The 13018-nt window shown below is 42.6% G+C and carries 10 protein-coding genes; all 10 read right to left on the bottom strand.

Annotated features, from left to right (window positions below):
- Nucleotides 1-23: 23 nt before the first annotated feature.
- Nucleotides 24-1361 carry a Na+/H+ antiporter NhaA gene (gene nhaA / locus PRUB_RS01605; protein WP_010383149.1) on the bottom strand — a complete coding sequence of 446 codons (1338 nt, stop codon included), beginning with the start codon at nucleotides 1359-1361 and terminating at the stop codon, nucleotides 24-26.
- Nucleotides 1348-2346 (bottom strand): protease modulator HflC, encoded by a 999-nt coding sequence (gene hflC / locus PRUB_RS01600; protein WP_010383150.1) that lies wholly within the window; start codon nucleotides 2344-2346, stop codon nucleotides 1348-1350. Before hflC ends, nhaA begins: the two co-directional genes overlap by 14 nt.
- Complete coding sequence (hflK, locus tag PRUB_RS01595; protein WP_010383151.1) at nucleotides 2343-3398, bottom strand: FtsH protease activity modulator HflK; 1056 nt, start codon at nucleotides 3396-3398, stop codon at nucleotides 2343-2345. Before hflK ends, hflC begins: the two co-directional genes overlap by 4 nt.
- Before the next feature lie 37 nt (nucleotides 3399-3435).
- Nucleotides 3436-4494 (bottom strand): alanine/ornithine racemase family PLP-dependent enzyme, encoded by a 1059-nt coding sequence (locus PRUB_RS01590; protein ID WP_010383152.1) that lies wholly within the window; start codon nucleotides 4492-4494, stop codon nucleotides 3436-3438.
- Nucleotides 4491-5687 (bottom strand): N-acetyltransferase DgcN family protein, encoded by a 1197-nt coding sequence (locus tag PRUB_RS01585; RefSeq protein ID WP_010383153.1) that lies wholly within the window; start codon nucleotides 5685-5687, stop codon nucleotides 4491-4493. The genes PRUB_RS01590 and PRUB_RS01585 overlap by 4 nt, the downstream gene beginning before the upstream one ends.
- Before the next feature lie 519 nt (nucleotides 5688-6206).
- Entirely contained in the window at nucleotides 6207-7121 is a 915-nt protein-coding gene (locus PRUB_RS01580; protein WP_010383154.1) for an IS5 family transposase, read from the bottom strand.
- A 548-nt stretch (nucleotides 7122-7669) separates the two neighbouring features.
- On the bottom strand, nucleotides 7670-8044 hold the full coding sequence (locus PRUB_RS01575; RefSeq protein ID WP_010383156.1) for a hypothetical protein: 375 nt from the start codon (nucleotides 8042-8044) through the stop codon (nucleotides 7670-7672).
- Between the two features lie 71 nt (nucleotides 8045-8115).
- Entirely contained in the window at nucleotides 8116-11223 is a 3108-nt protein-coding gene (locus PRUB_RS01570) for an efflux RND transporter permease subunit (RefSeq protein WP_010383157.1), read from the bottom strand.
- Between the two features lie 8 nt (nucleotides 11224-11231).
- Nucleotides 11232-12347 (bottom strand): efflux RND transporter periplasmic adaptor subunit, encoded by a 1116-nt coding sequence (locus tag PRUB_RS01565; protein ID WP_010383158.1) that lies wholly within the window; start codon nucleotides 12345-12347, stop codon nucleotides 11232-11234.
- Nucleotides 12347-12955 carry a hypothetical protein gene (locus tag PRUB_RS01560; protein WP_010383160.1) on the bottom strand — a complete coding sequence of 203 codons (609 nt, stop codon included), beginning with the start codon at nucleotides 12953-12955 and terminating at the stop codon, nucleotides 12347-12349. Before PRUB_RS01560 ends, PRUB_RS01565 begins: the two co-directional genes overlap by 1 nt.
- Between the last annotated feature and the right edge of the window lie 63 nt (nucleotides 12956-13018).

The raw sequence follows: 13018 nt of genomic DNA, 5'->3' as shown, positions 1-13018 counted from the left end.
AAATAACATCACTTTTTTGCACCTCACAACCGTGTCCTACACTTTAAAAATAAACAACCAATGGAAGCTGAAGTGAGTGATGCAATAATTATGGCGAGTTTTGCAGTTGTTACATAGGTTGCTTGCAATGCGAAATCGGCTATAAACAATGCCATAGTAAAACTTATCCCTGCTAGTAAGCTTCCACCAAATAGCATGTGCCAATTCAAGCTTTCTGGTAAGACAGCAATACGTGTTTTGACAGCAAACCAACTAAATAAAATTATTCCAAGAGGTTTACCAAGTACCAAGCTTATAAATATAGTAATTGCTAGAAAATCAAAAATATTATCTTCTTTTATAATAATTCCAGCATTTGATAATGCAAAAAGTGGCATAATTACAAAGCCAACCCATGGGTGCAGAATATTCTCTAGCCGTTCAACAGGGGATAGTGCTTCTCTTGCTGCTGCTTCAGCAGTTTTTAAAGCTTGTTTGTATGGAACACTACCTTCACTGATTTGTGATAAAGGGTATGAAGTAATACATGTTATTATGCTGTGTAAACGTTCGTTATCAACCCATTTTACTGTTGGCGTCATAAGCCCGAGGATTACGCCTGCAATAGTAGGGTGAAAGCCTGACGAATCGATAGCTAACCATATCATCCCACCAACCACCAAATATATCAAAAAGCTTCTAATGCCAACATAGGCCATTGTTTTCACAGTTATCAAACCAACTACAGCAAAGCCAATGTATACCCAGTCAATTGCGTTACTATAACCAATTGCGACAACTAAAATTGCTCCAATATCATCGACCACTGCAAGGGACAGCATAAAAACCCTTAAGACTTTTGGAATACTTTTACCAAGTAATGCTAAGCACCCTAAAACAAAAGCTGTATCGGTCGACATGACTACCCCCCAACCATTAAAGGCAGGGGCATCAAATTGTAACAATACAAAAATGAACACAGGTACGATCATACCGCCTATGGCGGCAGAAATTGAGAGCATAGCTAATTTGGGACTTCTTAGTTCACCTAAAATAAGTTCTCTTTTTAGTTCTAAAGCGACTAAAAAGAAAAAAATGGTCATGGCACCATCGTTTATCCATTGATGTATAGAACGGTTAAGCTGAATATCACCAAAGCTGACTCCAACAGGAGTTGCCCAAAATTGAAAATAGACACTGCTTAAACTAGAGTTCGCGAATAGTAATGCGATGAGTGTCGCAAGTAGTAAGATACCGCCTGACGCTGTTTCAATTTGTATAAATCGAGTAATTGGCTTTACAAACCAATCTATATGCTTTTTTGGTAGTTCATTGTATTGAGTTTGCTCAATCTGATTTAGCGCGCCTTTAGTCCTTCGCATTTTGCAGCGTATTTATTGAGTTACTTAGTCTTGTATTACCCAGAAACTTAAAAAGTTCATTTTTTGATGAAAGGATAAGTGTTGTATCCTCTGTCATGATGGATGAATACGTTGTCATGGTGTGTGTAAATTCATAGAATGCCACTGCTTCAGGTGTTTGATTGTAGGCTTTAGCATAGATTTGGGTAGCTAAAGCATCGGCTTGTCCTCTAATCTCTTCCACTTGCTGATAAGCTTCTGACTGAATTTTATTTAGATCTCTGACTCTGTCTCCACGAATTCTGGCAGCTTCGCCATTACCTTCTGATAAGAAGCGCTCTGCTATTTGCCTTCTTTCACTGATCATGCGTTCATAGATTTTTGGCCGAACACTTGCATTATAATTAATTCTTTTGAACCGGATATCTAATAGTTCAATACCAAATACGGCAACCTTTTGAGACGCAGAAGAAAAGATTTCTTGCTCAACAAATTTTCGACCTTTTTTGATTGGCACTAAAGTGCCTATTTTTAGCTCTTCCTCAAAAGTACTTAATAATCCTTCTCTTAATGCTAAGCGGTTTCTGTTAGTTCTGATAATTTCGATAAGTTCATGCTTGGCAACTGCATTGCGGGTTTCACTGCCCAGAATATCATCTAACCTTGATTGGGCACTGTGCTCATCTTTTAATCTCAGAAAGTATTGTAAGGGATCAACAATTCTCCATCTTGCAAATAAATCGACTGATATGTAGAGCTTATCTTTTGTGGGCATGTCAGAAGGTCTGCCATTCCACTCTAAAACTCGCTTATCCATTACATTGACCTGTTGGACAAACGGAATTTTTATTTTGAGGCCTGCATGGGTTATTGGTTCACCAATCGGTTTACCAAACTGAGTGATAATAACTTGTTCAACTTCACTGACCGTGTATAAGCTATTATTGGCAAAGATAGATACAACCACTGCGATAAAAACCGTTGAAAATGTGAGAAGATTTTTCACTGTGGTTCTCCTAGTTTTGACTTTCCAAAATGGAATAATGGCAAAATGCTGTTTTCAGTGTCTTCAATTATCACCTTTGAACGGATATTAGGGAGCACGTGCTCCATGGTTTCTAGGTGTATCCTTTTTACTGTAACTTCTGGCGCCTTTAAATATTCAATGTAGAGCGCATTAAAGCGAGCGACATCTCCTTTAGCTTCATTGATGCGTTTTAATCTATAACCATCCGCTTCTCTTATTCTTTGGTCTTTTTCCCCCAAAGCGAGCGGTATTACTTTGTTATAATCTCGGCGAGCTTCATTAATTAGTTTTTCTTTCTCTTGCTGAGCTTGATTTACTTCATTGAATGAGGCTTGTACAGGTTCAGGCGGGTTGATGTTTTTCAGTTGAACTTGGTCTATTCTAATACCCATTGCATACTTTGTTGATAGAGCCTGCATTTTACTTAATGCTTCTGATTCAATTTCTTGTCTACCGATTGTTATCACTTCATCAACTGTTCTATCGCCGACCACTTCACGCATCACAGATTCAGAGACATACCTTAATGTTTCTGAGGGCTCTCTTACTTCAAAAAGAAACTTTGTAGGTTCATCTATTCGGTATTGAACCACCCATTCAACAAGCGCAGCGTTTAAGTCACCTGTAACCATTTGAGTTTCTTTTAAGTCTAAAGATTGTCGTGACAATTGGCTGCGAGGTTCTTCTTTAATAGTCGAAAATCCGAACTCTTGTTTAAGTTGTCGCTTTACTGCGACGATTGTTGACTTATCAATGTTTAAAGGCAGCTTAAAATGTAGCCCCGGTTGCTCTGTGTGTGAGAATTTTCCAAATCGCTGAATTACAGCAACAGAATCACTAGGAACTGTATAAATTGAGCTCCATATAATTAATATGATGCTCACCACAATTACTATGATTAAAAAATTAAATGGACTTCGACCAGGTAGATATTTCTTGTATTGAGAATATGCGTTAAATATATATTTTGGATTTGGAGGTGAGTTATTTCCACCTCCCCATGGATTTCCTGGATTTGATAACTGGTTCATTAGTGAATTTCTCCAAAGTTAAAATTATTCCGCTGTGTTAGATGAATTGCTTTTGAACATAAGGTGAGGTCATTGCTGACAGTAATCCCACGTAATCAATATTAAACTCAATTTCTTGCCCTATTTTTAAAGGTACACCTGTACTTTCTAAGACAAGATGATCACTGCAACTAGATACTATAGATAATCCCCTCGGAGGTGTCAGCCCTTTAAGGTCCACATCTTGCCTTCCTAAAGCAACTAATGCTTGATTAACATCTCCCTTATCTGTAATTTCGTGTTTTTCACCAAATGCATTTTGATGGCGTTGACCCCAAGGCATAGATGGTTTTCGGTTGGATTCGATGACTTCAGCAATGAGTATTACTGTATCAGTATGTGCGCCTTTTATGTGGCGTTTTTCAAGTGCCTCTACACCAAAAAAAATTGCCTCACCTAGTCGTAATTGATTAAAGTTATTTTTGTTTTTTGAGCTAACTGTCCACAATAAATTAGCAGAGTTGCCACCGGAGATAATTTCAAGTTTGAGATGGAATTTTGATTCTATCTTTGACGCTAACTTGGCCAAAATCGACATATTATGCTGGTCGGGTGCAATGCCATAGCGGCATGCTAAGTTAGCACCAATCCCTATAAAACCTATGTTTGATAATAATCGTGTTTCTTTAATAATATTAAGAAGGTTCTTAGGCATAACACCTTCTCTTAAGTCACCAAGCTCTACCATGATAATCACTTCATGAAATACCCCTAATTTTTTTGCTGTTGATGAAAGAGCCCTTATTACAGAAAGTTCAGTATTGAGACTTATATTACAGTTTGTAACTACCCGCTCAACTTGACTTAACATAGGGGTTCTAATCAACATGATGGGGACATTTATGCCAGCACTTCGCATCCTTTCGATATTTTCAATACGTGAGTCGGCTAATTGAGTTGCTCCTGCATCAATGAGTATGCGCGCAATAACTGGGTGACCCATAAAGACCTTAGTTACAGGGACAATGTCAATAGACAGTGGTTTTAGTATCTGCATTAGCAGAGCAGAATTCTCTGCTATTTTGCTACAGTTAATTTGCAATCGAGGATTACTCATTGCAGTGAAGACACTTTGATTTCGAGATGAGGAAATGCGACGAGAATCATATGGACTAAAAACATACTTGAGCGACTTAAAGCATCGGTAACGGGTACTGAGAAATCTTTAGAATACCGATAAATGTATTCTTCTACCTCAGTTTCATCCATATCTTCATGGTTTATACATATACCAATAACCTTTATTTGGGTAAATCGTTCAATAAGATCTATTTCATAAGAAAGTTTTGGCATTGGCATATTATCAAAATCTATACGCTCCTTTCGATGTGGCGCATGTTGCAGTACCACAGCATGAGGTGCACTTCCTCTTAAAATCATTGCACTTGTTGAAAATGCAGGGTGACTCAAAGCCCCTTGGCCTTCAATAATGATGATATCGGGCTTTTCGACATGATAAGCTCGGTGAATGACTGCTTCGAGCTCGCCTGGGCAAAATTGTGATGGTATAGAGTCCATCACTAAACCATAAGGTGCTCCTTGGATTACCCCCGTTTGGCCTGTTGCAATCAAAACGGTCTTCAATCCATACTCTGTAAGTGCATTGCTTAGTTTTACTGCCGTCGTGCGTTTTCCTATAGCACAATCAGTGCCCATAACGACAACTCGAGGACATGACACCTCTCGAATGATGTCTTGGTAAATTTGTAAATTATTTATATTTCTTGGCCTTCGGATGTCATATATTGACACGCCATATTCGTTGCAAGCTGCGATAAACTCCGGGTCATCATTTAGATATTGATGTAAACCATTGATAATATTCATGCCCAACGACATAGCTTCCAACATAACTTGGCGCGCGAAATTTGGCAGTAAACCATCGGAGTGGGCTAAACCGTAAATGAAAAAGTTAGGATATTCATCTGCCATTGCAGCTGCTTCATCGAGGCTTGCATAAATAGGGATTCCATTTCTTTTATCATCTAAAACACACCCTGAGTCTAAACCTGCCATTTCGCTATCTATGACTGAAAGTATTTTAAAATTAGATGAGTGACGGATTAGCCCATTGGCTGTTTTACCATCACTTTTAGTAAAATTAGCTTCACAAAAAACAATTGCGGTAGGCACAACATCGAGATCGAAGAAAGAATTAGGTTGAATGCTTTTACTTTGATTTGGTTCATTACTATAGTCAAAAAAGCGTTGCGAAAAAGTCTCTTTCGTTGTGAGTAACTTTTTAATCATGATAACACCTCTAGTAAGTACATACTTAGGGGGCAATTTGTGCATTCCGAGGTTCTAGTTCGGGAGAGGTACAAGCGGTCCCCACTAAGTTAGTTGGGGGACATCTAAGGTAGTCTATTTTTTGAACAGAAGATAGCTAAAAATCAAATTTAATTACTAATAATTTTATTTAAAATGTAATATTATGAATTAAAAGTAATAATTCGAATCGTTTATTAAAACGGGTTAGTGTACTGTGAAGAGGTTGTGTTTATTTAAGTCTTGGAGCATATCTAAGAATTAAACTATTGAATTGCTATCAAAATACTCTAGTAGTATTACTAAGCTCAGAACGGCGCAAAATATGCCAGTTTGTCCTGTATTTTCAGTTGATTGAGCTCTTCGTTATTTGGTTATACGGTTCAAGCTTAAAGTTTTTATAACGGTTAGTGTTTCAAGTGTTAAACAAAATCTATGCACCATATCTGTTTGAATTGGCCTTGTTGATCAAATCCAGATAGCTTAGGCAACACTGCGATTTCAGCTGTTTCCCTGATATTCAGGCATACCTAGCCCAGCCATTCTATTGAGCACTTTCACTTTGATCATCGCTTCAGTGTGCTGCTGATTGAATCCTCGACTGACCAGCTTGTCACCCATAAGCTGTTTATATCGGTACATTGCTGTTTCCGCCAGTGAACGTTGGTGGTAGTTCACACACTTTTTCCACTCACCGCTGCCTATATGCTTTGTTAAAATAACCGCGCTGTTGCGAGCATGTCCATCTTCCCACAACTGCGCATTACACCTTGGCGGGATCACTGCGTCGGCCTTTTTGGCTGCTACTTCGGCATAACAGCCTCTAGTATCATATGCGCCATCCGCTTTTACCGAGCTGACCTTCCTGCGCAATGGTCTGAGTAAGTCGCCAAGAACTTCTGAATCAGCTACGGAGATTGTAGATAACTCCGCACCCACGATTTGGTGCGTATTTGCATCAACGGCCAGGTGTAATTTTCGCCATGTCCGGCGTTTATTCGCACCATGTTTTCTTGCGTGCCACTCACCGTTTCCGTATACCTTCAAACCGGTGCTATCAACCACGATATCAATGCCTCCGGAAGTACTTCTATTTGGTCTGTAATGAACAGCCAACTCTGCACTTCGCTTACACAAACAACTATAAGTTGGCGTATCCAAATCAAGCTTCATCATTGATATCAGAGAAGAAACAAAACCCTGCACAGCTCGAAGAGACAAGCGAAATACAGCCCGCAAAGCCAGGCAGGTCTCAATCGCCAGCTCAGAGAAATGATTAGCTCGCCCTTTACCGCCGTGATGTTGCGTGTTGTTCCACTGCTCAATTGCCCCCTCGGAAAACCAAAGCTGGATATTGCCTCTGGCGATAAGAGCTTTATTGTAATCACGCCAGTTAGTGATACGCTTTTCTTTCAAAATTCAGTCTCGGTGTTTGCTTTTGAGATCTGATCACACAATGCTAGATTAGTTCAATGATTTAGGAAACAACGCCGTTTGAATTCGCCATAAATAGAAACTGTCCAAAAACGCTCTAGAGTGACCGTCTGTTCCTCGTTCATAGAGATCGTTCAGGTAGCATCCATACCTATTTATCAGAACGGCTAAATAAAACACGAGCTAATCCGACCCCCTTTTGTCTGGAAAACTATTTTCCAGATCTAAAAAAGTCCAAATTTCTTTGCGTTTTTTCACTTTTTCTGGAAAAGTCTTCTAGATTAGATGATGTATAGCTATCCAGAGTATTTCCAGATTTTTATGTACAGAGTAGTTGATGACAATGAGATAAGTCTCTTTGTGAGCAATAAAATAAAAGCGCGAGTCTGCTAAAGCTGCTCGCGCTTTTTTATACTGCAACATCGACAATGATTAACCGGATAAACTGCAAACGCAGTCGTGGCTGATAAAACAGCTTGACTTAAGGGCCAAGTCACTAAGAGTGAGTACCCTAAAAATAATCTGTTTTCTTAGAATGTAAAACGAACCGTCACCGAGTGATGGCCACTTTCCTTCACTTTAACCAGTACTTTGGCGCCATCAGGTATGGCAACGTCAGCGGTCATTTTGTTATCACCCGCAGCAGTTAACGTCGCCCCAGCCTTTTTACCATTGGCAAGTACAGTGATGTCACCTGTTACTTTGGCCGTTGGATAAGGTTTACCATGGTCACGAAGATACAGGCTTGCACCGGTTTCTCCGCGTACAAGCTCAAATACCATTTCATGCTCAACCTTTACGACACCACCGTGAACCGGTTTGGTGTCACCGTGCGCCTGTGAAAACGGTGCAAAAAACAGTGTGCTCAATGCAATGAAAGCAAGTGTTATCAATGTGTTTTTCATATTTTATTTCTCTCTTTGTATTGTTAGTAAAATTGTGTCCCGATGCTCCTTCACAAAGGGGCATTGGTTTATTAAATTAGCTCTTTTGAATTACTGTTGAGCCATTGCTCTGTTGGTCTTTTGCCAAATTTCCAGTAAAGCAAGGGGGTCAATAAGGTATCCAGCAGAGTCGAGCTCATCAGGCCGGAAAAAATAACAATGGCCACTGGATGCAATATTTCCTTGCCCGGCTGATCTGCTGCCCACAGTAGCGGAATGAGTGCAAACGCCGTAACCATTGACGTCATCAGCACCGGAGACAAGCGTTCTTTTGCGCCGCGTATTATCAAGGCTTTATCAAATGACTCCCCCTCAAAGCGGATTAGATTTAAGTAATGGCTTATTTTTAAAATGCCATTGCGTGATGCAATTCCGGTAAGCGTGATAAAACCAACAACAGAGGCCACCGATAGTGAGGTTTTGGTTAACCACATGGCGAGCACCGCACCAATCAAGGCCATTGGCAAACTACACATGATAATGGCTGCAAATACCATTGACTGATAACGTAAGTAGAGCACCAGAAAGATTAATGCGAATGACAAAACGCTAAGCACGATCAATAAACGCATGGCTTGTTCCTGTGCTAAGAATTGCCCCTCCAGGCTGATAAAACTATCATCGGGTAATTGATGTTCTGCCACTATCTCCCGAACAGAACCTAGCAACTGTTTTACGTCAACATTTTCACTATTGGCGTAAAGCACTAAGCGACGGCGACCATTTTCCCTGAGCACCTGGTTAGGCCCGTCCTGTAATTGAATATCTGCAATATATGAGATCGGAATCGCCCCCGCCGGCGAATCAATCAAGGTGTTGGCTATGGCATTGGGTGTGCGATCCGCATCCTCCAACCGAAGTACCAGCTCAAACCGCTTCACCCCATCAACGACATCCGTAACACTGGTCCCTTCGGTGAGCATATTCAACTGACGCAGTGCAGAACCCGGTGTGAGACCATATTTGGCCAGTTCGTCATATTTTAAACGCACACTCAACTGGGGAATAAGTACTTGTTTTTCAATATTGACATCAACCAGGCCAGGCACACTTTCGAGCTTCTTGCGCAGTCGCTCAGCGCTGATCCGCAAGCCTTCTAAGTCATCACCAAAGAGCTTTATGGCAAGTTGAGCCCGAACACCTGACAACAGGTGATCAAGTCGATGTGAGATCGGCTGGCCAATGGCAACTTGTCCTGGCAATACAGATAGCTTGTCACGAATTTCAGCGAGGACTTCTTCGCGGCTGCGCGCTGAGGACACTAAATCAACATCCACTTCAGACGAGTGAACCCCTTCAGCATGTTCATCTAACTCAGCGCGACCCGTTCGCCTGCCGACCTGCGTGACTTCTGGCACAGACAACAGCAGAGACTCCGCTAAATGGCCCATTTTGTTGGACTCGCTCAACGAGGTGCCTGGCTCAAAAATAATGCCGAGCACCAAAGAGCCTTCGTTAAAGGCAGGTAAAAACGCGCGGGGAAATTGGATGATACTGGCCGCTGAAATCACCGCGACAAGGCCCGTCACTGTTATCAGTTGCTTTGACTTAGGTAACGCCCAGTCAATCCAAAGACTTTGTAAGTGCTTGAGTTTAATAACCAGCCAGCTGTCACCCTGATGGATCACTTTGGCATTGGGCAGCAAGTAGTAACACAGCACCGGTGTGACGGTCATGGACACTAATAACGAGCCGAGGATCGCCACGATATAGGCAAGACCAAGCGGTGAAAACAACCGCCCCTCAATACCGGGTAACGCAAATAAAGGTAAAAACACCAGGATAACAATGGCGGTTGCGTAAACAATGCCCGAACGCACCTCTACACTTGCTTGCCAAACCACCTCAAACACTGACTTTGGCAAGTGCAATTGTGCATTTTGTTTTAAACGGCGCAGAATGTTTTCAACATCCACCACGGAGTCATCCACTAGTTCACCAATCGCAATAGCAAGCCCCCCCAGCGTCATCACGTTAATACTTTGACCTAGCCACTGGAAAATCAGCACAGTGACAGCTAAGGAAAGCGGAATGGCAAACAGAGAAATAATGGTTGTTTTGACTGAAAGCAGGAACAAAAACAGCACAATTGTGACCATGATTGCGCCATCTCGCAGGGCTTCTGTGACATTGTCAATTGACGATTTGATAAAGTCGGCCTGACGGAACAGGACCTGCGGCTGCGCGATACCTTTTGGTAAACCCGTTTCTAACTCAGCCAGCGCCGCTTCAATTTGCGTTGTTAACTGAACCGTATCGGCATTAGGTTGTTTTTGCACATTGATCACCACCGCGGGCTTGCCATTAAAGCCACCATCACCGCGCTTTTCAGCAGCAGCATAGCTCACCGATGCGACTTCGGATAGCAACACCGGACGTCCCGCGTGCCAGCCAACCGCCAGGTTTTTAAGATGGTCAACCTCTAAGGTACGCCCCTGATGGCGGATCAGGTACTCTTGATTGTTCAAATCAACAAAGCCACCACCAAAATTGGCGGCAAAATCACTGACAGAGGCCTGAAGCGATTCTAAATTCACTTTATGTTGACGCATACGCACCGTATCGGGTGACACGCGCAGCTGGCGTACTTCGCCGCCAATCGGGATCACCTGCGAAACACCAGGAATGGCCAGTAAACGTGGTCGTAAAACGAAATCCGCATATTCTCGGGCAGCCATTGCATCGGTGTTGCCCTGTTCATCAACGGGTAAGGCAATTAACATGACTTCACCCATAATGGACGATACTGGCCCCATCACCGAAGTTATGCCTGCTGGCAATTGCTCTGAGGCTAAATCGAGCCGCTCCGAGACCAGCTGGCGATTGCGGTAAATATCCGTATCCCACTCAAATTCAATGTAAACGATGGATAAGCCAATGCCTGATGTCGAGCGGATCCGCGTTACGCCAGTCACACCATTGAGCAAATTCTCAAGTGGAAACGTCACCAATTGTTCGACTTCTTCAGGTGCCATGCCCCCGGCTTCAGTCAGTACGGTGACCACTGGCTTGTTAAGATTTGGAAACACATCAACCGGCAGTTTTTGCCCTTGCAAAACACCGTAAGCCATCATGACAAAGGCCAGCAAGAGCACAACCAAACGGTTTTTAAGGCTGCTTTTGACTAATAAATTAAACATCTTACCGCCTATCTCACCTGGTTAAGGAGTGATGCACCGTCAACCACAACGCGGTTATCAGCGCCCAACCCTTGGGTCACCAACACCAACCCGGGCTCAAGGTTTTGATAACGAATAAGCTGTGGCAAAAAGCGCTCAGCCGAGAGCTTAATCCAGACTTGTGGCAAATTATTTGGACTGAGAACAACTGCGCTGGCCGGGATGACGATGCCTTCGAGCTTTTCATCAATCGGCGCCTGTATGCTAATACTCTGATTAATAAACAAGTTAGTATTATCCTGGCCCTGTGATAGCTCAAAGTTGAGGTGCACTAAGCCGTTGACAAGCTCCGGTGAAAAACCAAGGTAATTGAGAGAGATGCCCGGCTGCTCGACAACTCTCGCGGATGTTAGCTGCTGAGTTAGCGCAAAATCACGGGTACTGGCTTCAATTAAAAACTGCTCAGTGGCAATGATCTCAAATAATGCTTCGCCTGCTTCAACCCACTGTCCTCTGGATACCGTATGATTAATGAGCACACCTGAGATAGGTGCAATCAGTACCTCCGGTTTTTCTAGGCCTTTTTGTAGTGCTTGCGCTTGCTGTTGCAAGCTTAACAGCTCAGTTTCAAGCTGCTCTAACGCTTGTTTCGAGGCTAAATCTCCCAGCTTTTTTAAGCGCTCCACATCGCGATTGCTTTGTTCAATGCGATTACGAATAGCGATTAATTCGCTGGTCTGACTCGCCAATTCGTATGCGGTGTCCTGGTAACGGATAAGCCCCAGCACATCCCCGGCTTGCACCTTTACACCGGTTGGATGGATACCCGTTTCAGGCGCGTCTAATCGGCCATCACTGCTGGATTGAATCTTTGCATATCCATCAGGATGAGGTTTAACAATGGCATCTAAGCGAACCTGTTTTTTCACTTCAGAGTCGCGAACAAACTGAGTGCGTACATTCAGTAAAGTCTGATGCTTCATCGGTATAATAACTGAGCCGTCAGCTTGTTTGCCTAATGCGCCTTCTACCCTAGTTGGTTTTTGATCGAGATGCTCGCCATTGGGTCCATGGGCCCCTGGAGAGGCCAACAAACTGAACGAATATAAGCTTAATGAAAACAATACTGCATTCTTAAATGTCATTATTTACGCTCCTTTGAGATACGACCCAAAAACAATCCGGCAATGAACACACCAATACACAATCCAATCATCAGCCACGGAAAATCATGATGATGCTCATCGTGCTCAGAATTTGCGTGAGCGCCGGCATCTTCAGCTGCCTGATGGTTTTCTAAATTCGCCACCAGCAAATCACCACTGTGTTCTGTCAAAATGGTCAAAACAACTTCATGTAAACCAGGTTGTTGTAACTGAGAAAGCATCGCAGGCTGTGTAAGTACATAAGCTTGTAATTGCTCATAAAATTCGGCACTTGCACTTAAGTTGCCAAGCTCCAGATCCAATGATGCATGCGCAATTGGGGCATTGGTTTTAAAGTCATGGAGGTAAATAACGAGTTCATTTTCAAGCAGCTCACCGGCTAACTCAAACGTTTCGGTAAAACTCTCAAATTTAGGGTTTGTGGAGCTCGCAACTTTCGCTCGCGTATCCAGGTGCTCACCATTCGGGCCGTGTGCCCCGGGTGATGCCATCGCATTGGAAAGGACAAAAAGCGATGCGATCAGCGCAACGAAAATAACGCTCGCATTCAGCTGCACTGTACGCAGCATATTCAACGTAAAAGACATAGTTAATCCAAAAAAAACGAAACACTTGCCAGCAGACGCAAGTCACTGACAACGAAAAGTTAA

Source organism: Pseudoalteromonas rubra, from assembly GCF_000238295.3.
GTDB classification, from domain to species: Bacteria; Pseudomonadota; Gammaproteobacteria; order Enterobacterales; family Alteromonadaceae; genus Pseudoalteromonas; species Pseudoalteromonas rubra.
This window is presented reverse-complemented; position numbering and strand designations above follow the sequence as displayed.

Bases quoted from the DNA above. Each gene is read 5' to 3' on its own strand.
- nhaA (WP_010383149.1), bottom strand. From the start codon at position 1,361: ATGCGAAGGACTAAAGGCGCGCTAAATCAGATTGAGCAAACTCAATAC.
- hflK (WP_010383151.1), bottom strand. From the start codon at position 3,398: ATGAACCAGTTATCAAATCCAGGAAATCCATGGGGAGGTGGAAATAAC.
- PRUB_RS01590 (WP_010383152.1), bottom strand. From the start codon at position 4,494: ATGAGTAATCCTCGATTGCAAATTAACTGTAGCAAAATAGCAGAGAAT.
- PRUB_RS01585 (WP_010383153.1), bottom strand. From the start codon at position 5,687: ATGATTAAAAAGTTACTCACAACGAAAGAGACTTTTTCGCAACGCTTT.
- PRUB_RS01575 (WP_010383156.1), bottom strand. From the start codon at position 8,044: ATGAAAAACACATTGATAACACTTGCTTTCATTGCATTGAGCACACTG.
- PRUB_RS01570 (WP_010383157.1), bottom strand. From the start codon at position 11,223: ATGTTTAATTTATTAGTCAAAAGCAGCCTTAAAAACCGTTTGGTTGTG.
- PRUB_RS01565 (WP_010383158.1), bottom strand. From the start codon at position 12,347: ATGACATTTAAGAATGCAGTATTGTTTTCATTAAGCTTATATTCGTTC.
- PRUB_RS01560 (WP_010383160.1), bottom strand. From the start codon at position 12,955: ATGTCTTTTACGTTGAATATGCTGCGTACAGTGCAGCTGAATGCGAGC.